This is a genomic window from Bacillus sp. C30 (genome assembly GCF_040838255.1).
Classification (GTDB): Bacteria; Bacillota; Bacilli; order Bacillales; family Bacillaceae_G; genus Bacillus_A; species Bacillus_A mycoides.
The window spans coordinates 16,390-40,807 of record NZ_JBFPJH010000005.1 but is presented as its reverse complement, the minus strand read 5'-3'; the positions used below and the strand labels follow the sequence as shown (position 1 = coordinate 40,807).

Annotated in this window: 26 protein-coding genes and 1 riboswitch; of the genes, 21 read left to right on the top strand and 5 right to left on the bottom strand. The window is 36.2% G+C overall.

Annotated features, from left to right (window positions below):
• The first annotated feature begins 28 nt into the window (after nucleotides 1-28).
• From AB3X49_RS01430 to AB3X49_RS01355, 16 genes are all read left to right on the top strand, one after another.
• Nucleotides 29-1,129 (top strand): leucine dehydrogenase, encoded by a 1,101-nt coding sequence (locus tag AB3X49_RS01430; protein ID WP_002015088.1) that lies wholly within the window; start codon nucleotides 29-31, stop codon nucleotides 1,127-1,129.
• An 87-nt stretch (nucleotides 1,130-1,216) separates the two neighbouring features.
• The gene (gene buk / locus AB3X49_RS01425) at nucleotides 1,217-2,320 is read left to right on the top strand and encodes a butyrate kinase (protein ID WP_002088555.1); all 1,104 of its coding nucleotides are present in this window, start codon (nucleotides 1,217-1,219) and stop codon (nucleotides 2,318-2,320) included.
• A 4-nt stretch (nucleotides 2,321-2,324) separates the two neighbouring features.
• Complete coding sequence (lpdA, locus tag AB3X49_RS01420; RefSeq protein WP_002015090.1) at nucleotides 2,325-3,746, top strand: dihydrolipoyl dehydrogenase; 1,422 nt, start codon at nucleotides 2,325-2,327, stop codon at nucleotides 3,744-3,746.
• A gap of 27 nt (nucleotides 3,747-3,773) precedes the next feature.
• Nucleotides 3,774-4,775: a 3-methyl-2-oxobutanoate dehydrogenase subunit alpha gene (gene bfmBAA, locus AB3X49_RS01415; RefSeq protein ID WP_002033961.1), complete on the top strand. Its 1,002-nt coding sequence runs from the start codon at nucleotides 3,774-3,776 to the stop codon at nucleotides 4,773-4,775.
• A gap of 13 nt (nucleotides 4,776-4,788) precedes the next feature.
• Nucleotides 4,789-5,772: a 3-methyl-2-oxobutanoate dehydrogenase subunit beta gene (bfmBAB, locus tag AB3X49_RS01410; RefSeq protein ID WP_367960201.1), complete on the top strand. Its 984-nt coding sequence runs from the start codon at nucleotides 4,789-4,791 to the stop codon at nucleotides 5,770-5,772.
• A gap of 15 nt (nucleotides 5,773-5,787) precedes the next feature.
• Nucleotides 5,788-7,104, top strand: coding sequence for a dihydrolipoamide acetyltransferase family protein (locus AB3X49_RS01405; RefSeq protein ID WP_367960199.1), 1,317 nt, complete (start codon nucleotides 5,788-5,790; stop codon nucleotides 7,102-7,104).
• 340 nt (nucleotides 7,105-7,444) lie between these two features.
• Nucleotides 7,445-8,623, top strand: coding sequence for an FtsW/RodA/SpoVE family cell cycle protein (locus AB3X49_RS01400; protein WP_367960198.1), 1,179 nt, complete (start codon nucleotides 7,445-7,447; stop codon nucleotides 8,621-8,623).
• 106 nt (nucleotides 8,624-8,729) lie between these two features.
• Entirely contained in the window at nucleotides 8,730-9,434 is a 705-nt protein-coding gene (locus AB3X49_RS01395; RefSeq protein ID WP_367960196.1) for a DUF421 domain-containing protein, read from the top strand.
• 73 nt (nucleotides 9,435-9,507) lie between these two features.
• Nucleotides 9,508-9,966 carry an NUDIX hydrolase gene (locus AB3X49_RS01390; protein WP_367960194.1) on the top strand — a complete coding sequence of 153 codons (459 nt, stop codon included), beginning with the start codon at nucleotides 9,508-9,510 and terminating at the stop codon, nucleotides 9,964-9,966.
• Between the two features lie 144 nt (nucleotides 9,967-10,110).
• Nucleotides 10,111-10,524, top strand: coding sequence for a BrxA/BrxB family bacilliredoxin (locus AB3X49_RS01385; protein ID WP_002015097.1), 414 nt, complete (start codon nucleotides 10,111-10,113; stop codon nucleotides 10,522-10,524).
• Between the two features lie 250 nt (nucleotides 10,525-10,774).
• Nucleotides 10,775-11,554, top strand: coding sequence for a transporter substrate-binding domain-containing protein (locus AB3X49_RS01380; protein WP_002067072.1), 780 nt, complete (start codon nucleotides 10,775-10,777; stop codon nucleotides 11,552-11,554).
• Between the two features lie 36 nt (nucleotides 11,555-11,590).
• On the top strand, nucleotides 11,591-12,250 hold the full coding sequence (locus AB3X49_RS01375) for an amino acid ABC transporter permease (protein ID WP_367960193.1): 660 nt from the start codon (nucleotides 11,591-11,593) through the stop codon (nucleotides 12,248-12,250).
• Nucleotides 12,243-12,965, top strand: a complete 723-nt coding sequence (locus AB3X49_RS01370) for an amino acid ABC transporter ATP-binding protein (protein ID WP_002088545.1) — start codon at nucleotides 12,243-12,245, stop codon at nucleotides 12,963-12,965. Before AB3X49_RS01375 ends, AB3X49_RS01370 begins: the two co-directional genes overlap by 8 nt.
• Before the next feature lie 101 nt (nucleotides 12,966-13,066).
• The gene (locus AB3X49_RS01365; RefSeq protein WP_002033971.1) at nucleotides 13,067-14,035 is read left to right on the top strand and encodes an aromatic acid exporter family protein; all 969 of its coding nucleotides are present in this window, start codon (nucleotides 13,067-13,069) and stop codon (nucleotides 14,033-14,035) included.
• A 16-nt stretch (nucleotides 14,036-14,051) separates the two neighbouring features.
• Nucleotides 14,052-14,612: a L,D-transpeptidase gene (locus AB3X49_RS01360; RefSeq protein WP_367960191.1), complete on the top strand. Its 561-nt coding sequence runs from the start codon at nucleotides 14,052-14,054 to the stop codon at nucleotides 14,610-14,612.
• Between the two features lie 64 nt (nucleotides 14,613-14,676).
• On the top strand, nucleotides 14,677-14,916 hold the full coding sequence (locus AB3X49_RS01355; protein ID WP_002088543.1) for a DUF3894 domain-containing protein: 240 nt from the start codon (nucleotides 14,677-14,679) through the stop codon (nucleotides 14,914-14,916).
• 90 nt (nucleotides 14,917-15,006) lie between these two features.
• Here the strand turns inward: AB3X49_RS01355 and prli42 are convergent, their stop codons facing one another.
• A complete protein-coding gene (gene prli42 / locus AB3X49_RS01350; RefSeq protein ID WP_000549036.1) occupies nucleotides 15,007-15,099 on the bottom strand; it encodes a stressosome-associated protein Prli42 in 93 nt (30 codons plus the stop codon).
• Nucleotides 15,100-15,287: 188 nt separating this feature from the next.
• Here prli42 and AB3X49_RS01345 point away from each other — a divergent pair, with 188 nt between their 5' ends.
• Together AB3X49_RS01345 and AB3X49_RS01340 are read left to right on the top strand one after the other, a co-directional pair.
• On the top strand, nucleotides 15,288-15,833 hold the full coding sequence (locus tag AB3X49_RS01345; RefSeq protein WP_002015105.1) for a GNAT family N-acetyltransferase: 546 nt from the start codon (nucleotides 15,288-15,290) through the stop codon (nucleotides 15,831-15,833).
• A 127-nt stretch (nucleotides 15,834-15,960) separates the two neighbouring features.
• Nucleotides 15,961-17,079: a tripeptidase T gene (locus AB3X49_RS01340; protein ID WP_002015107.1), complete on the top strand. Its 1,119-nt coding sequence runs from the start codon at nucleotides 15,961-15,963 to the stop codon at nucleotides 17,077-17,079.
• A 51-nt stretch (nucleotides 17,080-17,130) separates the two neighbouring features.
• Here the strand turns inward: AB3X49_RS01340 and AB3X49_RS01335 are convergent, their stop codons facing one another.
• Complete coding sequence (locus AB3X49_RS01335; RefSeq protein WP_002129020.1) at nucleotides 17,131-17,337, bottom strand: hypothetical protein; 207 nt, start codon at nucleotides 17,335-17,337, stop codon at nucleotides 17,131-17,133.
• Nucleotides 17,338-17,479: 142 nt separating this feature from the next.
• On the opposite strand from AB3X49_RS01335, the gene AB3X49_RS01330 reads away from it, so the two are divergent.
• Nucleotides 17,480-18,718 carry a DNA polymerase IV gene (locus AB3X49_RS01330; RefSeq protein WP_044442669.1) on the top strand — a complete coding sequence of 413 codons (1,239 nt, stop codon included), beginning with the start codon at nucleotides 17,480-17,482 and terminating at the stop codon, nucleotides 18,716-18,718.
• Here AB3X49_RS01330 and AB3X49_RS01325 read toward each other — a convergent pair.
• The 3 genes from AB3X49_RS01325 to AB3X49_RS01315 all read right to left on the bottom strand — a co-directional run bounded on the left by AB3X49_RS01325 (nucleotide 18,711) and on the right by AB3X49_RS01315 (nucleotide 22,590).
• Complete coding sequence (locus tag AB3X49_RS01325; protein WP_162014387.1) at nucleotides 18,711-18,860, bottom strand: hypothetical protein; 150 nt, start codon at nucleotides 18,858-18,860, stop codon at nucleotides 18,711-18,713. The two genes, AB3X49_RS01330 and AB3X49_RS01325, sit on opposite strands and share 8 nt — an antisense overlap.
• 76 nt (nucleotides 18,861-18,936) lie before the next feature.
• Complete coding sequence (gene mgtA, locus AB3X49_RS01320; RefSeq protein WP_367960189.1) at nucleotides 18,937-21,642, bottom strand: magnesium-translocating P-type ATPase; 2,706 nt, start codon at nucleotides 21,640-21,642, stop codon at nucleotides 18,937-18,939.
• 331 nt (nucleotides 21,643-21,973) lie between these two features.
• Nucleotides 21,974-22,141: riboswitch (M-box (ykoK) riboswitch) on the bottom strand.
• Between the two features lie 197 nt (nucleotides 22,142-22,338).
• On the bottom strand, nucleotides 22,339-22,590 hold the full coding sequence (locus AB3X49_RS01315; RefSeq protein WP_000665712.1) for a DUF3932 family protein: 252 nt from the start codon (nucleotides 22,588-22,590) through the stop codon (nucleotides 22,339-22,341).
• Nucleotides 22,591-22,779: 189 nt separating this feature from the next.
• Here AB3X49_RS01315 and rnz point away from each other — a divergent pair, with 189 nt between their 5' ends.
• Both rnz and AB3X49_RS01305 read left to right on the top strand, forming a co-directional pair.
• Entirely contained in the window at nucleotides 22,780-23,703 is a 924-nt protein-coding gene (gene rnz / locus AB3X49_RS01310; RefSeq protein WP_002014952.1) for a ribonuclease Z, read from the top strand.
• Nucleotides 23,704-24,266: 563 nt separating this feature from the next.
• On the top strand, nucleotides 24,267-24,404 hold the full coding sequence (locus tag AB3X49_RS01305) for a hypothetical protein (protein ID WP_002066987.1): 138 nt from the start codon (nucleotides 24,267-24,269) through the stop codon (nucleotides 24,402-24,404).
• Nucleotides 24,405-24,418 lie beyond the last annotated feature (14 nt).

Sequence of the window (24,418 nt, the reverse complement as noted above, 5' to 3'; positions counted from 1 at the left end):
AGGGTAAAACAATTAGGGGGAAACGACAATGACATTAGAAATCTTCGAATACTTAGAAAAATATGATTATGAGCAAGTGGTATTTTGTCAAGATAAAGAATCTGGTTTAAAAGCAATCATTGCAATCCATGATACAACACTTGGACCAGCTCTTGGTGGAACAAGAATGTGGACATATGATTCTGAAGAAGCGGCGATTGAAGATGCATTGCGTCTTGCAAAAGGGATGACATACAAAAATGCAGCAGCTGGTTTAAACTTAGGTGGTGCAAAAACAGTAATTATCGGTGATCCACGTAAAGATAAAAGCGAAGCGATGTTCCGTGCATTAGGACGCTACATTCAAGGACTAAACGGACGTTACATTACAGCTGAAGATGTTGGTACAACAGTAGATGATATGGATATTATCCATGAGGAAACTGATTTTGTAACAGGGATTTCACCATCATTCGGTTCTTCTGGTAACCCATCTCCAGTAACTGCATACGGTGTTTACCGTGGTATGAAAGCAGCTGCAAAAGAAGCATTTGGTACAGATAACCTAGAAGGAAGAGTAATTTCTATTCAAGGTGTTGGTAATGTAGCATATCACCTATGCAAACATTTACACGCTGAAGGAGCAAAATTAATCGTTACAGATATTAATAAAGAAGCTGTACAACGTGCAGTAGAAGAATTCGGTGCAACAGCAGTTGAGCCAAATGAAATTTACGGTGTTGAATGTGATATTTACGCACCATGTGCATTAGGCGCAACAGTTAATGATGAAACTATTCCACAACTTAAAGCAAAAGTAATCGCAGGTTCTGCAAATAACCAATTAAAAGAAGATCGTCACGGCGACCTTATTCATGAAATGGGTATTGTATACGCACCAGACTATGTTATTAATGCAGGTGGCGTAATTAACGTAGCAGACGAATTATATGGATACAATAGAGAACGTGCATTAAAACGTGTTGAGTCTATTTATGACACAATTGCAAAAGTAATCGAAATTTCAAAACGCGATGGCATAGCAACTTATGTAGCAGCAGATCGTCTAGCTGAAGAGCGCATTGCAAGCTTGAAAAACTCTCGTAGCACATACTTACGCAACGGTCACGACATTATTAGCCGTCGCTAATCATTCATATATAACTTTTACAAAAGGTGTGGTTACCTCTTATGAGGTTTCCACTTCCTTTTAAATTTATTAGTGGAGGTAGCAACATTGTCTGTAAATCGAATTCTTGTTATTAACCCAGGTAGTACATCCACAAAGATTGGTGTTTTTGATAATGAAAGACCCGTTCTAGAAGAAACTATTCGTCATGACGTAGAACAGATTGGAAAATATAAGCGAATTATCGACCAATATGAGTTTCGTAAAGAAACGATTTTAGAAGTTCTACATTCTCATGGTATTAACATTTCAAAATTAAACGCTGTTTGTGGGCGTGGTGGATTACTTCGTCCAATCGAAGGCGGTACGTATACAGTAAACGATGCGATGTTAGAAGATTTAAAAAATGGGTTTAGCGGTCATCACGCTTCAAACCTTGGAGGCATTTTAGCATATGAAATCGCTTCTGGATTAAACATTCCTGCATTCATTGTGGATCCTGTCGTTGTAGATGAAATGGAACCGATTGCTCGTATTAGCGGTATTGCTGGTATGGAACGTAAAAGTATTTTCCATGCATTAAACCAAAAAGCGGTTGCTCGTAAAGTAGCAGATGAATTAAATCACAAATATGAGGATTTAAATTTATTAGTTACACATATGGGCGGTGGTATTACAGTTGGTGCTCATAAAAAAGGAAAAGTTATCGATGTTAATAATGGCTTAAACGGAGAAGGACCATTTAGTCCAGAGCGTGCTGGTACAGTACCAGTAGGACAATTAGTTGAAATGTGTTTTTCTGGTGAGTATTACCGAGACGAAATGGTTAAAAAACTTGTCGGACAAGGTGGACTTGTAAGTCTTATCGGTACAAACGATGCAATTAAAGTAGAACAAATGGTTGAAAAAGGTGATCCTGAAGCAACTCTTATTTATAAAGCAATGGCGTATCAAGTTGCAAAAGAGATTGGCGGAGCTAGTGCTGTACTTCACGGGAAAATCGATGCAATCGTATTAACTGGTGGACTTGCGTACAGTAAAATTCTTGTCGATGAAATAAAAGAACGTGTTCACTGGATTGCAGATGTTATCGTACATCCAGGAGAAGATGAATTACAAGCATTAGCAGAAGGAGCACTTCGTGTATTACGTGAAGAAGAAGCTCCAAAAGAATATATTGTACGAGAAAAACAAACAGTAGCTAGGGGTTGAGATAATGGCAAGAGAATATGATTTAGTCATCGTTGGCGGCGGTACTGGTGGATATGTTGCTGCTATTCGTGCATCACAACTAGGGTTAAAAACTGCACTTGTTGAAAAAGAAAATCTTGGCGGTACTTGTTTACACAAAGGATGTATTCCTAGTAAAGCTCTTTTACGTAGTGCGGAAGTATACGCAACTGCTAAAAAAGGAGAAGAGTTCGGAGTTATTGCAAGTAATGTAGAACTAAACTTTGCTAAAGTACAAGAGCGTAAAGAGAAGATTGTAACGCAGCTTCATAAAGGCGTTCAGCATTTAATGAAACAAGGTAAAATTGATGTGTTTGAAGGTATTGGCCGTATTCTTGGCCCATCTATTTTCTCTCCAATGCCAGGTACAATTTCAGTTGAACTTGCAAGTGGAGAAGAGAATGAAATGTTAATTCCAAAAAATGTACTTGTTGCAACAGGTTCTCGTCCAAATTCATTACCAGGATTAGAGTTAGACGGAGAGTATGTAATGTCTTCGGATCATGCCCTAAAAATGGAAACGCTTCCTAGCTCAATCATTATCGTTGGTGGCGGTGTAATTGGTATTGAGTGGGCATCTATGCTTGCTGACTTCGGTGTAGAAGTTACTGTATTAGAATATGCGAAAAACATATTACCACTAGAAGATAATGACGTTTCAAAAGAAATGCAACGTCTATTCAAGAAAAAAGGTATTAAAGTGGTAACTGGTGCAAAAGTATTACCAGAAACATTGGTAAAAGATAATGGAGTAACAATTCAAGCTGAACATAACGGTGAGAACAAAGCATTTAAAGCAGAAAAAATGCTTGTATCTGTAGGAAGACAAGCGAATACGCAAAATATGGGCTTAGAGAACACAGATATTGTTGTGGAAAAAGGATACATTCAAACAAATGAGTTTTATCAAACGAAGGAATCTCATATTTACGCAATTGGAGATGTAATCGGTGGCTTGCAACTTGCTCACGTTGCTTCTCATGAAGGAATTGTTGCAGTAGAACATATCGCTGGTAAAGAAGTTGCACCAATTGATTATTCTATGGTATCAAAATGCGTATATAGTAGTCCAGAAGTTGCTTCTGTCGGCTTAACAGAACAAGAAGCAAAAGAAAAAGGCTATAAGTTAAAAGTAGGTAAGTTCTCATTCCGTGCAATCGGAAAGGCACTTGTATACGGAGAATCAGACGGTTTTGTAAAACTTGTAGTTGATGAAGAAACAAATGACATTCTCGGTGTTCATATGATCGGACCACATGTAACAGATATGATTTCTGAAGCTGGTCTTGCAAGAGTACTTGATGCAACACCTTGGGAAGTAGCACATACAATTCATCCGCATCCATCATTATCTGAGGCGATTGGTGAAGCTGCACTTGCTGTAGATGGAAGAGCGTTACACGCATAAAAATGTGGATTTAGGAGGTTATGAAAAATGGCAGAAGTAAAAGAAAAGCGCCATGAAGAGCTTGGCTTAAGTGATGAGCAAGTATTAGAAATGTTCCGTACGATGTTACTTGCACGTAAAATTGACGAACGTATGTGGTTATTAAACCGTGCAGGTAAAATTCCATTCGTAATTTCTTGTCAAGGACAAGAGGCTGCACAAGTTGGAGCGGCGTTCGCTCTTGATAGAGAGAAAGATTATGCATTACCATACTACCGTGATATGGGTGTTGTACTAGCGTTTGGTATGACAGCTAAAGAGCTTATGTTGTCTGCTTTCGCAAAAGCTGGAGATCCAAACTCTGGTGGTCGTCAAATGCCTGGTCACTTCGGTCAAAAGAAAAATCGTATTGTTACAGGATCATCACCAGTAACAACGCAAGTACCACATGCAGTTGGTATTGCACTAGCTGGAAAAATGGAGAAGAAAGATTTAGTAACGTTCGTTACATTCGGAGAAGGCTCTTCAAACCAAGGTGACTTCCATGAAGGAGCAAACTTTGCTGGTGTACACAAACTACCTGTTATTTTCATGTGTGAAAATAACAAATATGCAATCTCTATTCCAGTTGAAAAACAATTAGCATGTAAAAACGTATCAGATCGTGCAATTGGTTACGGCATGCCTGGATATACAATAGACGGAAACGATCCGCTTGCAGTATATAAAGCTGTAAAAGAAGCAGCAGACCGCGGTCGTCGTGGTGAAGGTCCGACTTTAATTGAAGCAGTATCATATCGTTTAACAGCACATTCTAGTGACGACGATGATCGTGTTTATCGTGATAAAGAAGAGGTAGAAGAAGCGAAGAAAAAAGATTCAATTATAACATTTGCAGCTTATTTAAAAGAAGTTGGTGTGTTAACTGAGGAATTTGAAAAACAAATGCTAGACGAAATTATGCATATCGTAAATGAAGCAACAGAATATGCAGAAAATGCTCCGTATGCAGCACCTGAAGATGCATTGAAGCACGTATACGCAGAATAGGGGGGAACGTTTCATGGCTGTAATGTCTTATATTGATGCTATTACATTAGCAATGCGCGAAGAAATGGAACGCGATGAGAAAGTATTCGTTTTAGGAGAAGATGTTGGTAAAAAAGGTGGCGTGTTTAAAGTGACACACGGTTTGTATGATCAATTTGGTGAAGATCGTGCGCTTGATGCACCGCTTGCAGAATCTGCAATTGCTGGGGTAGCAATTGGTGCGGCAATGTATGGTATGCGTCCAATCGCTGAAATGCAGTTTGCTGATTTCATCATGCCAGCAGTAAACCAAATTGTTTCTGAGGCAGCAAAAATTCGTTATCGTTCTAACAACGATTGGACTTGTCCAGTTACAATTCGTGCGCCATTCGGCGGGGGTGTTCACGGTGCATTGTATCATTCACAATCTGTAGAAGCGATGTTTGCAAACCAACCAGGTTTAAAAATTGTTATCCCTTCTACACCATATGATGCAAAAGGCTTATTAAAAGCTGCAATTCGTGATGAAGATCCAGTATTATTCTTTGAGCATAAGCGTGCATATCGCTTAATTAAAGGTGAAGTGCCAGAAGATGACTATGTATTACCAATCGGAAAAGCAGATGTAAAACGCGAAGGTGATGATATTACTGTTATCACTTACGGATTATGTGTTCACTTTGCTCTTCAAGCAGCTGAAAAGTTAGCCCAAGATGGAATCTCTGCACACATTCTTGATTTAAGAACGGTATATCCGTTAGATAAAGAAGCAATTATTGAAGCGGCTTCTAAAACAGGTAAAGTTCTTCTTGTAACAGAAGACAATAAAGAAGGAAGTATTATAAGTGAAGTGGCAGCAATTATTGCTGAAAACTGTCTGTTTGATTTAGATGCGCCAATCGCACGTCTTGCAGGTCCAGATGTTCCAGCAATGCCATATGCACCAACAATGGAAAAATTCTTTATGGTAAATCCAGATAAAGTTGAAAAAGCAATGCGTGAACTTGCGGAATTTTAATCGGGGGGACTATACATGGCTGTAGAAAATATCACAATGCCTCAGCTCGGGGAGAGCGTTACAGAGGGTACAATTAGTAAATGGCTCGTTAATGTTGGCGATCACGTAAACAAGTATGATCCGCTTGCAGAAGTAATGACTGATAAAGTAAATGCTGAAGTGCCATCTTCTTTCACTGGTATTGTGAAAGAATTAATCGCTGGTGAAGGTGAGACGTTAGCTGTAGGTGAAGTAGTTTGTGTTATTCAAGTAGAAGGCGCAGATGAAGTAGCAGCGACAGCTGTTGAGGAAAAAACAAAAGAAGAACCAAAGGCAGAAGTAGCTACGCCTGAAAAAGCACCGAAAGCAAAACAACCAATTGATGGAAAACCACGTTTTTCACCAGCTGTTTTAAAACTTGCAGGTGAGCATAATGTTGATTTAGATTTAGTAGAAGGTACGGGAGCAAATGGCCGTATCACTCGTAAAGATATTTTAAAGCTAGTGGAATCTGGAAATATTCCGCAAGCAGGTGCGAAGAAAGAGGAAGCGGTAGCAGCAGTAGTAGAAGCGCGTCCAGAAGCACCAAAAGCAGCGCCAGTAGCACAAAAAGTAGAAGCTGCAAAACCAGTTTCTGTACCAACAATGCCTGGCGATATCGAAATTCCAGTAACAGGTGTGCGTAAAGCAATTGCAGCGAACATGTTACGTAGTAAACACGAAGCGCCACATGCTTGGATGATGATTGAAGTAGATGTGACAAACCTTGTGTCATACCGTAATTCAATTAAAGGTGATTTCAAAAAGCGCGAAGGCTTTAATTTAACGTTCTTTGCTTTCTTCGTAAAAGCAGTAGCGCAAGCGTTAAAAGAGTATCCTCAAATCAATTCAATGTGGGCTGGCGATAAGATCGTTCAGAAGAAAGATATTAACCTTTCTATCGCTGTTGCAACAGAGGATGAACTATTTGTACCAGTAATTAAACACGCGGACGAGAAGACGATTAAAGGTATCGCTCGTGAAATTACAGAGCTTGCAGGAAAAGTACGTACGAAATCGTTAAAAGCGGACGAAATGCAAGGCGGGACATTTACAATTAATAACACAGGATCATTCGGTTCTGTTCAATCTATGGGTATTATTAATTACCCACAAGCGGCTATTTTACAAGTTGAATCAATTGTAAAACGCCCAGTAATTATGGATAACGGTATGTTCGGTGCTCGCGACATGGTTAACTTATGTTTATCACTTGACCACCGTGTACTAGATGGCCTAATTTGTGGTAAGTTCTTAGGACGTGTAAAAGAAATTCTAGAAAATACGTCAGAAAATAATACATCTGTATATTAATAAAAAGCTCGCTTATGCGAGCTTTTTATCATCTTATTTCTTCATTTGCATCCTACTATATGTACAACACTTTTCCCAGCAATCTTACAATGAACGAGTATGTATTAGAAATTTACGAAAATACATTGCTGATATATGGTATATAGATATAAAATAAGAAAAGAATAATTTTTTTGGCCAATCTTACTGACGAAACTGTAGTATAATATATTGTATTGTATGAAAAAGAGAGTTATTCTATATAAGTGTTTTATAGATAATGTGTAATCAGTCGTCAAAACATGAAGAATGTTGACTCCTGGTTTTTTATTTTGCTGTAACAATGTTTCAGGAGGATGTCATGAAAAGAAGTACCGAGTTTCTAAAAAGTTTAGATGTAAAATTAATATTAATTTTGTTTGCATTATGTGTTACGAGTATAGCTGCTATATATAGCAGTCAGCAAACTGGCCAATATGGAGAGGCAAACTTTGCGATGAAACAGGGTTTGAACTACATAATTGGAGTTGTATTGTTACTGCTTGTTGCAAGCATCGACTTAGATCAATTACAAAAATTGTCTTGGCCACTTTATATCGTTGGATTTGGTTCACTTATTCTTTTGAAAATACTACCGGTTTCCACTTTCACACCTGAAAAATTAGGTGCAAAAAGATGGTTTGTGTTTCCGTTAGTTGGACAAATTCAACCATCTGAGTTTTTCAAAATTTCATTGCTTCTCGTAGTAGCAAGTATAGCAGTGAAACATAATGCACAGTATATGGCAAGGACATTCCAAACGGATTTACAATTAGTAGGTAAAATTGTGCTAGTATCCCTCCCGCCTATGGCTGTTGTATATAGCCAACCGGATACAGGGATGGTGTTCTTATATGCTGCTGCAATTGCATGTATTTTATTTATGTCAGGTATTCAGAAGAAATTGATAGCGTTATGTACAGTTATTCCAGTCACCATATTATCGGCGTTAATATTTATTTACGTAAGGTATGAGGATTTCTTCTTTAATAAGTTAGTTACGTTACTAAAACCTCACCAACAATCACGTATTTTAGGTTGGTTAGATCCATTTGAACATACAGATCAAGGTTATCAAACACAGCAATCGATTTTAGCTGTAGGTAGTGGAGGTATGGAAGGGAAAGGATTCGGTGAAGGGAACGTCTATATCCCGGAGAAACACACTGACTTTATTTTCGCTACAATTGCCGAAGAAGGTGGATTTATAGTAGCCGCGTTAGTTGTGTTCTTGTTCCTATTACTGCTATATCGAACAATTATTATCGGTTATTCTGCTGATAATTTATTCGGTACATTATTATGTGCTGGGTCTATTGGTATATTAACAGTTCAAATATTCCAAAATATTGGTATGATCGTCGGATTAATGCCTGTAAAAGGGATTGCACTACCTTTCTTATCGTATGGGGGAAGTTCCTTATTCTCGAATATGATTATGATGGGGCTCATATTGTCCGTACGGAAAACGTATAAAAAATATATGTTTTCAGTTAAGTAAAAAAGCTAGTTCGTGTAAAAACGAACTAGCTTTTTTACATATATGCTCTTAAACGTTGCAAACTAAAACAGAATAGCAGTTTGAGACGGGTAAGGAGTGCAAAGTGATGCATATGCATATTTTTGAAGGGGCACGGCATCTATCTAATAGTGAATGGGTTATTCGAGCTATCATAGCATACATATTTTTAATATTAGTTGCGAAAGCGATGGGACAAAGGTCCATCGCACAACTTCGTTTTTTAGATGTCGTATTAGTATTATTGCTTGGTGGGAATATTTCTAACGCATTATCTGATGAAAAAGTGGGGTTACTCGGCTCGATGATTACAACGTTCATACTCGTTGTACTTCACATTATAAGCTCAGTCTTAATGTTGAAATGGGATAGATGGAGACGCTTTTTAGAGCCAGCACCTATTATTCTTATACACAATGGTTCCATTGATTTTAGCAATTTGAAAAAAGCGAGAATTACGGTGGAATATTTATTTTCGGAACTTCGTATGCGAAATGTGAGCGATATTCAAACGATTAAATTAGCATTGTGGGAAGCGAATGGTGTTGTTTCTATATTTCAGTATCCAGAATATGAAGCAGTTTCGCGGCTTGATCTGAAAGTGGCGGGAAGAAGATCTCCAGTTTCTTTTGTATTAGTAAAGGATGGGAGGATTCAGCAAGATGTTCTAGCTTTAGTAGGAAAAACAGAAGAGTGGGCGAAAGAATTTCTAGAGAAGAGTGCAGAAATCGAATCCATTATGTTAGCTACAGTAGATGAAGCGCATAAAATAAATGTTTTGTTAAAAAAATGAAAAATAGACGCATTTTGTCGTTTCGTACATATGATACAATAGTGTGGACAACGAAAAAATGGGAGGTGTTTCCATGGGATATGTAGAGGAATTACGAAAAGTAGTTGGTCATCGCCCTTTAATTTTAGTTGGTGCTGTTGTACTCGTTATAAATGAAAGTGGATATGTATTATTACAGCAAAGAACAGAGCCTTACGGAAAATGGGGGTTGCCTGGCGGGCTAATGGAGCTTGGTGAATCACCAGAAGAAACAGCTTACCGTGAAGTATATGAAGAGACAGGAATAGAAGTAAAGAACCTCCGATTAATCAATGTATTTTCTGGAGCGAACTATTTTTCAAAATTAACAAACGGTGATGAGTTTCAATCCGTAACGACAGCCTATTATACCGATGAATACGAAGGGAATTTTGTTATGAATAAAGAAGAAGCGGTTCAGCTTAAATTCTTCCCACTAACAGAGCTACCTGATTATATTGTAGGATCGCATAAAAAAATGATTGCGGAATATATGAAAATTATGGAAAAGTGACAAAAAGGTGTTAGAGCAAGGGCTCTAACACCTTTTCTATGCCTAAATACAAGTAAACTTACTTGTATTTCATAAACATTAACTGGTAAGATACAAATAGGTAGAATTAGAGGAGGGAAAAGATTGATTAACTTTAACTTTTTTATGAATGATGTTGTCCGTCAAGCGCGTGAAGAGATTGTCTCTGCGGGATATACAGAATTGACGACACCAGAAGCAGTCGAAGAAGCATTTAAAAGAAATGGTACAACACTTGTAATGGTAAACTCTGTATGTGGTTGTGCAGGTGGCATTGCTCGTCCTGCTGCTGCACATTCCGTACATTATGATAAACGCCCTAACCACCTTGTAACGGTATTTGCGGGTCAAGATAAAGAAGCAACAGCAAGAGCTCGTGAATATTTTGAAGGATATCCACCTTCATCTCCATCATTTGCGTTATTGAAAGATGGAAAAATTGTAACGATGGTAGAACGTCATGAAATTGAAGGTCATGAACCAATGCAAGTAATTGCAAAACTACAATCTTATTTCGAAGATAATTGCGAAGAACTATAAGGAAGAGAAAAAGGCGGTACGTCCACGATTAAGTGGGTGTACCGCCTTTTTTATTTAGTTTTTAAAATAATTAAACATGCAGGAAGTTGTTATTTTATGCATATTTTTATGCATTAACAACAGCTTTAATGCTGTTTTTATATTTATTTTTATTTTAAATATTGCATAAAAATGAAAGTACTGATACAATACAAACATCGAAAAAATATTCTATTAAACTTTTAAATATACATTATTAGGGGGAAGAAAGATGAAGAAGTTATTATCAATATCATTTGCACTTATTTTAATTGTAAGTATGTTCAGTGCTTGTAGTAATGGGGAAGAAAAGGCGAATGGCGAAAATAAAAAAGTACTCGTTATGGGGACTTCAGCAGACTATAAACCGTATGAATACGTGGAAGCTTCAAAAAGTGATGAAATTATCGGCTTTGATGTTGATATTGCAAAATATATCGGAAAAGAACTTGGGTATGAAGTAAAAGTGAAAGATATGGATTTTGGCGGATTATTAGCATCTCTTAGCTCAGGAAAAGTTGATTTCGTTATGGCAGGTATGACGCCAACTGCAGAGCGTAAAAATAATGCTGATTTCACAGATATTTATTTTGTTGCTAAAAATATGATCGTTTCAAAAAAGGGCTCTAATATTAAATCGTTAGAAGATTTAAAAGGGAAAAAAGTAGGGGTACAAACAGGGTCAATTCAAGAAGAAAAGGCAAAAGAATTTCAGAAACAAGTCGATTTCAAAGCTGAGGGACGTGACCGTATACCAGAAATCGTACAAGAAATTAAAGCTGGTCGTTTTGACGCTGCAATTATAGAAGACACAGTTGCAAAAAAATATTTAGAAAAAATGAAAGAACTACAAGGAATTGAAATTCAAGAAGCACCAGAAGAAGTAGGTGCAGCAATTGCTCTTCCGAAAAATAGTGATAAAACAGAAGAATTTAATAAAGTAATTAAGAAAATGCAAGAAAATGGAGAAATGGATAAATTAGTGAAGAAATGGTTTGGCAGCGGAAAATAAGCTGCCTTTCACTTTTCTGTGAGGGGAATGAAAAGGATGAATCTAGATTTTTCGGCAATTACGCCTTCAATACCATATATATTAAAGGGATTAGAGGTTACATTGAAAATTGTAGCTGCATCAGCTGTGGTAGGATTTATTTTAGGAACGTTATTAGCACTTTGCAAAATTGCTAGAATACGAGTATTAAATATTGCAGCAGATATTTATACGTCAATATTTCGTGGCACACCGCTAGTATTACAATTAATGATTATTTATTTCGGTGTTCCGCAAATGATGGGTTATGAGATACCAGCCTTTTTAGCAGCTGTACTTGCATTTAGCTTAAATTCAGGTGCGTATATGTCAGAAGTAATTCGTGCCGGCATTCAAGCAGTCGATAAAGGACAAACAGAAGCAGCAATGGCTTTAGGTATTCCGTACAGTAAAATGATGAGAAATATTATTTTTCCTCAAGCTTTAAAAAATATATTACCAGCACTTGTGAATGAGTTTGCGACACTTATGAAAGAGTCGGCTGTAGTAACCGTAATAGGAGCGACTGATTTAATGCGCCGTGCTTATATTGTAGGTGGTGAAACATTTAAATATCTTGAGCCATTACTTTTTGTTGGACTTATTTATTATATATTAGTAATTATTCTTACATTAGTCGGGAAAGCCATTGAAGGGAGAATGAAGAAAAGTGATTAAAATTGACAACCTTCATAAATCATTTGGGAAAAATGAAGTATTAAAAGGAATTACAACAACGATTGAGAAAGGAGAGGTTGTTGCAATTATTGGACCGTCTGGATCTGGAAAGTCAACGTTTTTACGCTGTATGAATGTATTAGAAGCGCCGACAGATGGTCACATTTGGATTGGAACGGAAGAAGTAACGAATCCGAAAACAAATATTATGCACGTTCGTGAAAATGTCGGAATGGTATTTCAACATTTTCATTTATTCCCTCATATGACTGTATTAGAAAATATTACGTATGCTCCTATCAATGTAAAAGAAGTAACGAAGCAAGAAGCTGAAAAAAAAGCTGAGAAACTTCTAGAAAAAGTGGGGTTATTAGATAAGAAAGATGCATATCCAAATCGTCTTTCAGGAGGACAAAAGCAACGTGTAGCAATTGCAAGAGCGTTAGCGATGGAACCGGAAGTTATGTTATTTGATGAACCGACCTCTGCGCTAGATCCAGAAATGGTGAAAGAAGTGTTAGAAGTTATGAAATCATTAGTTACGACAGGAATGACGATGGCAATCGTTACACATGAAATGGGATTTGCAAAAGAAGTAGCAGACCGTGTTCTCTTTTTAGATGGTGGAAAGCTCGTAGAAGATAGTAATCCGGAAGAGTTTTTTACAGCACCAAAAAGTGACCGTGCAAAAGAATTTTTGCAAAAGATATTGTAATATGTGAAGGGTACGTGAATAATAGGTAGAAAAGGATGACATTGCGTCATCCTTTTTTTTATACTATTTTTAAATACATTTATACATATAGGAGTAATGATATGTTTAAAATTGGATATAGAACAGTGAAAACAGCGCTTGGAACGGGAGCGGCAGTTTTTATTGCTCAGTTATTAGGATTAGAATTTTATAGTTCAGCTGGTATTTTAGTCATTTTATGTGTGCAAAATACGAAACGAAAATCCGTTCAAGTATCGTTGCACCGTTTTTTAGCTTGTGTATTATCGATGGTATTTGCGTTTTGTATTTTTGAAACGATTGGTTATACACCACTTGCGATTAGCGTATTACTGCTTACCTTTATTCCAACTGCAGTTATGTGCAAAATTCAAGAAGGGATTGTCACGAGTTCGGTTATCGTTATGCATCTGTATTCATTAAAGCAAATTACATGGTCTATAGTTGGTAATGAAATTGCTATATTAACGATTGGAATTAGTGTCGCTTTATTAGTAAACATGTACATGCCAAGCAGTGAGAATAAACTGAAAGAGTATCAAGGAAAAATAGAAGAGCATTTCAGAACGATTTTGTTTGAAATGGTCGTTTATTTACGGAATCGAGATAGTAATTGGAGTGGGGCCGAATTAATTGAAACAGAAATGATGCTGAAAGAAGCGAAAGATTTATCATTTAAAAAACTTGAGAATGAATTTATGCGTGAAGATGACTATTATTATCGGTATTTTGATATGCGTATGCAACAATTTGAAATTTTGGAGCGCATGATACCATTAGCTGCATCACTATCTTGGACGTATGAACAAGCTGATATGATTGCAGACGTAATTGAAAATATAGGGAATTCTATTCGACCTGAAAGTACAGGGGTCATTTCGTTAAGACAACTTCAAGAAATGCGAGAAGTATTTAGAGAAATGCCTTTACCAGTCTCGCGAGAAGAATTTGAAATACGTGCAAAACTTGTTCAACTTGTTTATGAGATGGAGCAATATTTACTCATTAAAAGTCGTTTTAAGGGAAAGGATAATATAAAAGAACTTATTTAGAAGGTAGGAACTATATATGCCGTATCTTCTTTCTTTATTATTATGTCTTTCTCTATCACCGATCTGGCCTCTTGGTGATAACCCACGTGCTGGAGATCCTTTTATAATTGTAAATAAAGCAACGAATAAACTAGCTTACATCGATGATGGGAAGATCCAAAAGGTTTTTCCAGTAGCGACAGGGAAAACAAATGAATTAACCCCAGAAGGAACCTTTGACATTGTATTGAAGGCGAAGGATCCCTATTATATTGCGAAGGATATTCCTGGGGGCTCTCCCAAAAATCCACTTGGATCGAGATGGATGGGATTTAATGCAAGAGGCACGGATGGAAGTAAGTATGGGATACACGGGACAAACCAACCTAGTTCAATTGGAAAATATATTTCGCAAGGATGTATAAGAATGAAGAAACATGATGTGGAATATTTGTTTGATCGTATTCCAATTGGAACGAAAGTATCGATTGTGAAATCGAAAAAAACATTTCAGCAATTGGCGAAGGAAAAAGGGGTCATAGTATTTGGAAAAGTCAACGAAACGCTTGGCTTTTTCTTTTATTATAAGTTGTCTTGACATGTGTACATAACCATGCGTTAATGAGAATATATAAAGATAATTGAGTAAAGGGGTTGCTCATATGTATTTAAATCCAAAAATTTCTTACATGCAGTTTTGTGTTGGTTTTCTATTTGTTATTACATTCATATTGGCAACTTTTAATATATGTTCTTACGTTGTAGCGATTGTATTTATGGCATTACTCAATCTTACTTTTGTTATTGGGGCATTTCAGCAGAAACAATATACAAGTTTTGTAATAGCACTTGTAATGGCCTTTTCCTTTAGCATTGTAGCAATTGTAATATATATAAAATAAAATGTTCATTACAAGATAGACTATCTCGATTTCGAGATGGTCTATTTTGTATGTGTAAGCAGTAAAAAAAGGACGAGTGAATCGTCCTTTTTACCAAAACATACTTGCGCCAGTAAGTAATGTTGTTACAAGCATAGAAATTAGCATTATATAAACCATAATTTTTTGAGCTTTTTTATGCATCGTTAAACCTCCTTGCAAATCAGTACAATTTCATTGTAACGAGAAATGAAATTGTGGACAAGGGGAGAGAAAGGACAAAATTCGGGAAGGGGGTGCAAAATATTACAGGAAATTTGAGCATACGTAGAGAATATGTTAAAAGATAGATTATTAATTTTTTGTTATGCAAGCTGAAGAATGGAGATACAATGATGAAAATATACGAGACAGATCGTTTACATTTAAGAGAAATTGATGAGTCGTATGCGGAAAAAGTTCTTCAATATTACGACAAAAATCGTGAATTTTTAAAAGCGTGGGAAGAGTATAGACCGGAGGGGTTTTTCACGTTAGATTATCAAAAGAAAAAGTTACAAAAGGATAGAAAAGAGTTCGCGGAAGGCAAGATTATCAGGCTTTGGATTTTTAAAAAGGGTGATGATACAAAAATTATTGGATGTATTTCATTTAATCTAATTGTTCGCGGAATTTATCAATCTTGTGTACTCGGTTATAAATTAGATAAGGAAGAATTGAATAAAGGTTACACAACAGAAGCGCTTAGAAAAGCAATTCAAGTTACCTTTGAAGAATTTCATTTACATCGTATAGAAGCACCAATTATGCCACGAAATTTAGCATCTATACAAGTAGTGACGAAGATAGGATTTCAATATGAAGGTGTATCTCGAAAAATGCTAATGGTAAATGGCATCTGGGAAGATCATATGCGCTGGGTATTGTTAAACGAGTAATAGAAGGCAGATGGGTATCTAGATGTGTTAACCATCTGTTTTTTGTCTTGTATTTCGAAACTTTTGCGAAATTCTGTTATAATTAATGTTGTTACATACATAATGGTAGTGCAGGAGGCGCAGTCTTATGATTAATCAAGAACGTTTAGTAAATGAATTTATGGAGTTAGTACAAGTAGATTCTGAAACAAAATTTGAAGCAGAAATTTGCAAAGTGTTAACAGAGAAATTTACTGCTTTAGGTGTAGAAGTATTTGAGGATGACACGATGGGTGTGACTGGTCATGGTGCAGGTAACTTAATTTGTACTTTACCAGCAACAAAAGACGGTGTTGATACAATTTATTTCACTTCTCATATGGATACAGTAGTTCCTGGTAATGGAATTAAGCCTTCTATTAAAGATGGATATATCGTATCAGATGGTACTACAATTTTAGGAGCCGATGACAAAGCTGGATTAGCATCTATGTTTGAAGCAATTCGTGTCTTAAAAGAGAAAAACATTCCTCATGGTAAAATTGAATTTATTATTACAGTTGGAGAAGAATCTGGTCTTATTGGCGCAAAAGCGTTAGATCGCGAGCGCATTACAGCAAAATATGGTTATGCATTAGATAGTGATGGAAAAGTTGGTGAAATTGTAGTTGCAGCGCCAACACAAGCGAAAGTGAATGCGATTATTCGCGGGAAAACAGCTCATGCTGGCGTAGCACCAGAAAAAGGTGTATCTGCAATTACTATCGCAGCAAAAGCAATCGCAAAGATGCCACTTGGTCGTATCGATTCTGAAACAACTGCAAATATTGGACGTTTTGAAGGTGGTACACAAACAAATATCGTTTGCGATCATGTTCAAATCTTTGCAGAAGCTCGTTCTTTAATAAATGAGAAAATGGAAGCACAAGTTGCAAAAATGAAAGAAGCATTTGAAACAACTGCAAAAGAAATGGGTGGTCATGCAGACGTTGAAGTAAACGTTATGTATCCAGGATTTAAGTTTGCTGCTGGCGATCACGTTGTAGAAGTTGCGAAACGTGCAGCTGAAAACATTGGTCGTACGCCTTCTCTTCACCAAAGTGGTGGCGGAAGTGATGCGAACGTAATCGCAGGACATGGTATCCCAACAGTTAACTTAGCAGTTGGTTATGAAGAAATTCATACAACAAATGAAAAAATTCCTGTTGAAGAATTAGCGAAAACAGCAGAATTAGTTGTAGCTATTATCGAAGAAGTAGCGAAGTAAGTAATAAAGTCAAAAAGACGTGTGAACCAATTATGGTTTACACGTCTTTTTTTATTTTGATTCAATTGCTTTCACAAGGCGGATAAGCCAATATAAGAAGACCCACGGAAGTACATAAGTTGTTGCAAAACGTATGAAATGAGAGAAGATTCCTAAAGCGTAAATGTTAATGTTAAAAAGGGGAAGTAACAAATAATTAATCGCAAGGATTACTATAATAATAATAAATACATAATTGAGTTTATTATGTTGTTTCATAACGATTCACCTCCTTTACAATAATATCCATTTGTTACGTACAGTATAGCAAAAAATAGATAGAGAAAAGCCAATAATTATTATAACGTGTAAAGAAATTTGATATAATGAAGGAACAAATGTTCTTTAAGGGGTGAGTAGTATGCGAGAAATGTATCCGAAAAATGGACGTGTTATTTTACATGTAGATATGAATTGTTTTTTCGCATCTGTCGAAATTGCTCATGACCCATCATTACAAGGAAAGCCATTAGCGATTGCGGGGAATGAAAAAGAGAGAAAAGGGATTATCATAACATGTAGTTATGAGGCGAGAGAATATGGAATACGTACGACGATGCCTCTATGGGAAGCGAAGCGATTATGCCCGCAATTAGTTGTGAGGCACCCTAATTTTACATTATATCGAGAAGCTTCATTTCAAATGTTTCAAATTCTTTCCCGTTTTACAGAAAAAATACAACCGTTTTCTATAGATGAAGGGTATTTAGATATTACAGATTGCTATGCGCTCGGTTCGCCTCTTGAAATAGCGAAGATGATTCAACAAGCGTTACTAACAGAGTTACAGCTTCCATGTAGCATTGGGATTGCCCCAAACCTTTTCCTAGCAAAGACTGCTTCAGATATGAAAAAACCTCTTGGAATTACAGTACTTCGAAAACGTGATATCCCAGAAATTATTTGGCCACGATCAGTTGCAGAGATGCATGGAATCGGAGAGAAAACAGCTGAAAAACTAAAAGACATTCATATACATACAATTGAACAGTTAGCAAAAGGAGACGAGCATATCATTCGCGCTAAAATTGGAAAGCACGGTGTTGATTTACAAAAACGTGCAAAAGGTATGGATGACAGGGAAGTTGATCCGAATCAAATGGGACAACATAAAAGCGTTGGAAATTCGATGACTTTCTCAAAGGATATGGACGAAGAAAAAGAATTACTTGATATGTTAGAAAGATTATCGAAATCAGTAAGCAAAAGGCTACAAAAACGAACTCTCGTTAGTTATAACATTCAAATTATGATTAAATACCATGATCGTCGCACGGTAACACGGAGTAAACAATTGAAAAATGCAATATGGGAAGAACGGGTTATTTTCCAAGCAGCATCACGTTTATGGAAGCAACACTGGGATGGTGATTCTGTTCGTCTGTTAGGTGTTACAGCTACTGAATTAGAGTGGAAGACAGAATCAGTGAAACAGTTAGATTTGTTTTCATTCGAAGAAGATGCGAAAGAAGAGCCGTTACTTGCTGTTATTGATCAAATTAATGAAAAGTATGGAACACCTCTTTTACAGAGAGGTAGTCAATTATTGCGTCAGCAAGAAAAGTCGTTTCAGCAAAAATTAGAAAATAAGTTTATGTAGAAGGTTTTAGAGATTTAAACCCTTCTTTTTTAGATGGAAGAGAGGATCCAGCCATTCGATGTCTCCATTGTCTTTCCATTCCGATGCAAGCTCCTACAATAATTGCTATAAATAACCTTAATACGATGTCATACCATATCATCATGGTTACCTCCATACATATAAGTACATGTTATATTTTTTGAGAATGAGTGAGAAATACCCACTCATTCTCATTTTTACAACCAGCTGTGGAATTTTTTAATATAAAGCTTTTTCAGGAATTGTGTTAAGAAAGCATAACCTAATAATATTCCTATGAGCCACGGGAAGTAGCTTAGTGGTAATGCTTGTAAACCAATTGCTGCACCAAGTGGTGAGAATGGAATGTAAATTCCGATTGCCATAATACAAGCGGTTAATATAAGAACTGGTATTGATGCTGTACTTTGAATGAACGGAATTTTCTGTGTTCTAATCATATGGACAATTAATGTTTGAGTTAGCAACCCAACGACAAACCAACCAGATTGGAATAGCGATTGTTCTCCAGGTGTATTTGCACCGAACACATTCCACATGACAACGAATGTGATAATATCGAATATAGAGCTAATTGGACCGATGCAAATAATGAAGTTACGCAAGTTTGCAGTATCCCATTTTCTAGGCTTCTCTAGAAATTCCTTATCCATTTTATCCCATGGGATTGAAAGCTGTGAAATATCATAAAGTAAGTTTTGAATTAAGAGATGAATTGCAAGCATCGGTAAAAATGGAATGAAAGCACTTGCCACTAATACACTAAATACATTTCCAAAGTTAGAGCTAGCTGTCATTTTTATATATTTTAAAATATTGCCGAAAGTAGTGCGTCCTTCTAAAATACCTGCTTCTAATATAGTTAAACTTTTTTCAAGTAAAATAATATCGGAAGATTCTTTTGCAATGTCAGTAGCAGTATCAACAGATATTCCAACATCAGCATCACGTAGTGCAACGGCATCGTTAATACCATCCCCCATATAACCTACAGTATGACCATTACCTTGCAATACGCGAATGATGCGGGACTTTTGCATTGGATTTAGTTTTGCGAACACTGTTGTTTCTTCTGCCAGTGTTGCTAATGTTTTATCTGGTAAAGAATCAATTTCGTAACCGAGGACAGGCTCACCTATATTTAATCCCACTTCTTTACAAACTTTTTTTGTAACAATTTCGTTATCGCCTGTTAAGATTTTCACTTGTACGCCATGTTTTTGCAATGCTTGAATTGCAGAAGCAGCAGATGGTTTAGGTGGATCTAAAAAGCCGATATATCCAGTAAGGATCATAGCGGATTCATCTTGTACTGCATAAGCTTTATGATAAGGTTTGTTATCGTTCTTGTATGCTACAGCGATGACACGCATTCCTTCACTATTTAAAGTTTCGCTAAGATGTTTTACATTTACTCTCATTTCTTCAGTGAGAGGGACAATTTGTCCATCAACTTCAGTGTAGTTACAAATTGATAAAATTTCTTCTACGGCACCTTTACAAACCATTGTATGTTCACCTAAAATATTTTTCACGATGACAGACATGCGACGCCGAGCAAAATCGAATGGAATTTCATCTAGCTTTTGAAAAGCTGATGGATCAAATTTATGGTTCTCCTCTGTATGTTCAATAACAGCTTTATCTATTAAATTTTTCAATCCAGTTTGATAGAAGCTATTTAAATAGGCAAAGTGTAATACACGATCGCATTCATTTCCGTTAGGATCTAAATGACGAACTAGGACAACTTTATCTTCTGTTAAAGTTCCAGTTTTATCTGTGCAAAGAATGTTCATAGCACCTAAGTTTTGAATTGAGTTGAGCTGTTTTACAATTACTTTTTGTTTAGACATGTTCACGGCGCCTTTAGCTAAATTAGCAGTTACAATCATTGGCAGCATTTCAGGTGTAAGGCCAACTGCAACAGCAATAGCAAAGAAAAAAGCTTCTTGCCAATCTCCTTTTGTGAATCCATTAATGAGAAGGACAATGGGTGCCATAATAAGCATGAATGTGATTAAGAGCCAACTTACTTTGTTTACGCCTTTATCAAAGTTTGTTTCTGCACGTTTTCCGATAACCTTTTTTGCTAAAGAGCCGAAATACGTATCCGTACTAGTTGAAACAACAACAGCTTTTGCGCTACCGCTAACAATATTTGTACCCATAAAGCAAAGGTTTTCCATATCGAGCGGATTGTAATTTTTTTTCATGTTTTTCGGTAATATATGTTTATTTTCCGTATGGTAGCAGTTTTCGTATTTTTCTACAGGAAGTGCTTCCCCGGTTAAAGAAGACTGATTAACAAATAAATCTTTTGCGGATAAAATACGCACATCAGCTGGCACGATATCACCAGCTGAAAGTGAAATAATATCGCCAGGTACAAGTTCTTCAATTGGAATTTCTGTTGTGTAATTTCGATTTAAATTTGTTACGTTTTTTGTTTCGTGTACAAATCCATCTATTCTAAAGACACTCGCAGTTGTTCGAACCATAGCCTTTAACTTATCCGCCGCTTTCTGAGAGCGGAATTCTTGTAAAAAGCGAATCGTTGCACTTAGCAGTACCATTACAGATACGACAATTGTTCCTTGTATATCATCTGTGAAAAAAGAGAGTGCTCCAAGAGCTAACAAAACAAAAATAAATGGATTTTTAAATGCCAGCAGAAATTGAATGTACCACGGCAATGTTTTATTATGAGCGATTTCGTTCGGACCATATAAAGAAAGTCTACGAGACGCTTCTTGTTTAGAGAGTCCATCTTGTGTTGTTTCTAAGAGTTTTAACGCAGAGTTTACATCCTGTGTTGCAACTTCCACTAATAATTCGTTATTTGCTTTCATGCTATCTTGATCGTAAGCATGCTTCGTTTCTTGTTTTTGTAAATTTAACATTGGTAGTTCCTCCTTTTCATGAAGGAGGAAACAATCTGTTACTCGACTATTTTAAACAGGGAGGAACAGCTTCTTTCCTACCTACATGATGAAATATAAATGTAAAACATATGGGTATCTGGGCCGAATCATCACTTGACACTGTTCCTCACCTCCGTACAATTTAATAGTTTCTGAATATGCTATGTTTGTTTCATAGTAGGGTGCATAAAGATATAAAAAAGACCTTTACTCAAAACGAGTAAAGGTCTGAATTCGTAGTCAAAAAGAGTCAACAACAAAGACTGTTAGTAAACATAGATAAAAACAGTTTTTGTGTATGACAAAACATACGCACCTCTCCCTCGTTGAGTTTTAGCACTGTATAGCATAGGTACTGAAACCAGCTACGTTAAGAAAGGCCTTCATTCCGACCTTTCCTGTTGACCCATTGGCGTCTCTCGACATTTTTGGGCAGCAGCGTTTCTCTATACAGGAGCCTCACCTAACAGAGACCATATTCAATTACACGTTGAATATTAGCACTGTAAAATCGTAGTGTCAATATCTTTTCAATCTATTTTTTTTGAAAAATCAAATAGATTTATGATGGCTATATAGTAGGAAATAAGCGGAGTTTTTTGAAATAAGGCGGGAAAATAAATACTTTAATGAACATAAATAAAAAGCACTGATTACAGTGCTTTTTATTATAGATTATGAGATTGTAGGATTTTCAAAAATAACAATTTCTGAGTTACTTGTTGTTGAAACGCGTTGTGCGTAATATGTTAAAGCTGAAGAAATATATGTTGGTAACGTCTCATTTGTATGTGATGTTGTATATTCATGGATTAATTCTTTTAAAGTCGTCCATTCTAATTGTGCTGGGTGATCAGAAACGAAAGAACTTACCCAGCGATCAAATGAAGATGAAAAATCAGTTTGTAAACGAAATACTTCTTTCATAATAAAACGCTCCCTTAAAATGTAGTACAATCATTTTACCGCAAAATACGAACGATAGCTAAATTTTTTAAGTATAACGTTCGTGTTATATAGTTGTCTAGATGATTGGTTATACAAATTCAATTTGCCATTTGAAATAACATTCCGTAAGATGAAAGATAGATTATATAAAGAGCTGGAGGAAAGAAAGTGGAATTTGTATTTTTAGGGACTGGTGCAGGTGTTCCTTCAAAAGGAAGGAATGTTTCAGCAATTGCTTTGCAGTTGTTAGAAGAACGAGGACAGACTTGGTTATTTGACTGTGGCGAGGCGACGCAACATCAAATACTACATACGTCTGTACGTCCACGCCGCATTGAAAAAATATTTATTACGCATTTACATGGCGATCATATTTTTGGATTGCCGGGTTTATTGGGTAGCCGTTCGTTTCAAGGTGGAACAACAAAATTAACAGTGTACGGACCAAAAGGAATTAAACAATTTATTGAAGTGGCATTATTAGTAAGTACGACACATGTTAAATATCCACTTGAAATCGTTGAGATTACGGAAGAAGGTATTGTGTTTGAGGATAATGAATTTTGTGTAGAAACAAAAAGGTTATCACATGGAATTGAATGCTTCGGATATCGAATTGTAGAGAAAGATATACAGGGAGCTCTTTTAGTGGATAAGTTACTGGGAATGGGTGTGAAACCTGGTCCAGTTTTTAAACGCTTAAAAGATGGTGAAGTAGTTGAATTAGAGAATGGCACAGTGTTAGATGGAAAAGATTTTATTGGCCCGCCTCAAAAAGGAAGAGTTATTACAATTTTAGGCGATACACGATATTGCGAAGCGAGTAGAGAGCTTGCGCAAGATGCTGACGTACTTGTTCATGAAGCGACTTTTGCGGCAGAAGATGAACAACAAGCGTATGATTATTTTCATTCCACATCTAAGCAAGCTGCGAGTATTGCACTTCAGGCAAATGCAAAACGCTTAATATTGACTCATATTAGTTCTCGTTATCAAGGAGATACATATAAGGAATTATTGAAAGAGGCAAGAGAGCTATTTTCTAATACAGAAATAGCTACGGATTTAAAATCATTTCCAGTAGAAAGATAAGAATGTTGTGAAAAAATGGTGACGATAGGTTGCCATTTTTTTTTATTTCTAAAAAAAATTAAAAATAAAACTGTTATCATTTTATTTTTATATAGGATGACACAGAAAGTTTTAATGATGTGAAGATATAGGATAAAAATACATAATACCGATCATTTAGAAAAACTGTTATATAAGTCAGACGACATACGAGTGGTACAAGTAGCGAAAATGGATTTTTATTCAGAACTTTTAAAATTCATTAAAAGTAAGCGTTTTATTAAAAACAAGCTATAATGAGGGCAGATTATAATTTATTGTAGGCTACATGCGTTTTAGCCATTTGTCATAACAAGTGAAGTTGACTAAATCGTGAGAGAGCAACATGGAAATTATAATAGGAAGGATATTACTATTATTTGTACTAAGTCTTTTTTCACTTTTTAGCTTTAAAATATCAAAAGGTATGAAAGCAATGGGAGTTTCACTTGTTTATGCTATGCTTGTAAGGGGTTCTGTGTTAAACTTTGGATTGCTACCAGACTTTATTGTGGACTATCTTATATTATTTTTAAATGCAGGTAATGCTAAGTTTCTTATTTATTATTATAACTGGTATTATTTCAGGATATATTGCTTCACTGTTATTCAAAAACTATCCAATTCTTACAGCGGAACAAATTCGTGGTACGACTGGAACAGCAACCGATTCGGTAGCTTAATAGAATAGTAAATA

Bases quoted from the DNA above. Each gene is read 5' to 3' on its own strand.
- AB3X49_RS01400 (WP_367960198.1), top strand. From the start codon at position 7,445: ATGAAAAGAAGTACCGAGTTTCTAAAAAGTTTAGATGTAAAATTAATA.
- AB3X49_RS01395 (WP_367960196.1), top strand. From the start codon at position 8,730: ATGCATATGCATATTTTTGAAGGGGCACGGCATCTATCTAATAGTGAA.
- AB3X49_RS01340 (WP_002015107.1), top strand. From the start codon at position 15,961: ATGATTAATCAAGAACGTTTAGTAAATGAATTTATGGAGTTAGTACAA.
- prli42 (WP_000549036.1), bottom strand. From the start codon at position 15,099: ATGCATAAAAAAGCTCAAAAAATTATGGTTTATATAATGCTAATTTCT.
- AB3X49_RS01365 (WP_002033971.1), top strand. From the start codon at position 13,067: ATGTTTAAAATTGGATATAGAACAGTGAAAACAGCGCTTGGAACGGGA.
- mgtA (WP_367960189.1), bottom strand. From the start codon at position 21,642: ATGTTAAATTTACAAAAACAAGAAACGAAGCATGCTTACGATCAAGAT.
- AB3X49_RS01305 (WP_002066987.1), top strand. From the start codon at position 24,267: ATGCTAAGTTTCTTATTTATTATTATAACTGGTATTATTTCAGGATAT.
- AB3X49_RS01390 (WP_367960194.1), top strand. From the start codon at position 9,508: ATGGGATATGTAGAGGAATTACGAAAAGTAGTTGGTCATCGCCCTTTA.
- AB3X49_RS01360 (WP_367960191.1), top strand. From the start codon at position 14,052: ATGCCGTATCTTCTTTCTTTATTATTATGTCTTTCTCTATCACCGATC.
- AB3X49_RS01405 (WP_367960199.1), top strand. From the start codon at position 5,788: ATGGCTGTAGAAAATATCACAATGCCTCAGCTCGGGGAGAGCGTTACA.
- AB3X49_RS01430 (WP_002015088.1), top strand. From the start codon at position 29: ATGACATTAGAAATCTTCGAATACTTAGAAAAATATGATTATGAGCAA.
- bfmBAA (WP_002033961.1), top strand. From the start codon at position 3,774: ATGGCAGAAGTAAAAGAAAAGCGCCATGAAGAGCTTGGCTTAAGTGAT.
- bfmBAB (WP_367960201.1), top strand. From the start codon at position 4,789: ATGGCTGTAATGTCTTATATTGATGCTATTACATTAGCAATGCGCGAA.
- lpdA (WP_002015090.1), top strand. From the start codon at position 2,325: ATGGCAAGAGAATATGATTTAGTCATCGTTGGCGGCGGTACTGGTGGA.
- AB3X49_RS01315 (WP_000665712.1), bottom strand. From the start codon at position 22,590: ATGAAAGAAGTATTTCGTTTACAAACTGATTTTTCATCTTCATTTGAT.
- AB3X49_RS01345 (WP_002015105.1), top strand. From the start codon at position 15,288: ATGATGAAAATATACGAGACAGATCGTTTACATTTAAGAGAAATTGAT.
- AB3X49_RS01325 (WP_162014387.1), bottom strand. From the start codon at position 18,860: ATGATATGGTATGACATCGTATTAAGGTTATTTATAGCAATTATTGTA.
- AB3X49_RS01355 (WP_002088543.1), top strand. From the start codon at position 14,677: ATGTATTTAAATCCAAAAATTTCTTACATGCAGTTTTGTGTTGGTTTT.
- AB3X49_RS01380 (WP_002067072.1), top strand. From the start codon at position 10,775: ATGAAGAAGTTATTATCAATATCATTTGCACTTATTTTAATTGTAAGT.
- AB3X49_RS01385 (WP_002015097.1), top strand. From the start codon at position 10,111: ATGAATGATGTTGTCCGTCAAGCGCGTGAAGAGATTGTCTCTGCGGGA.
- AB3X49_RS01330 (WP_044442669.1), top strand. From the start codon at position 17,480: ATGCGAGAAATGTATCCGAAAAATGGACGTGTTATTTTACATGTAGAT.
- AB3X49_RS01335 (WP_002129020.1), bottom strand. From the start codon at position 17,337: ATGAAACAACATAATAAACTCAATTATGTATTTATTATTATTATAGTA.
- AB3X49_RS01375 (WP_367960193.1), top strand. From the start codon at position 11,591: ATGAATCTAGATTTTTCGGCAATTACGCCTTCAATACCATATATATTA.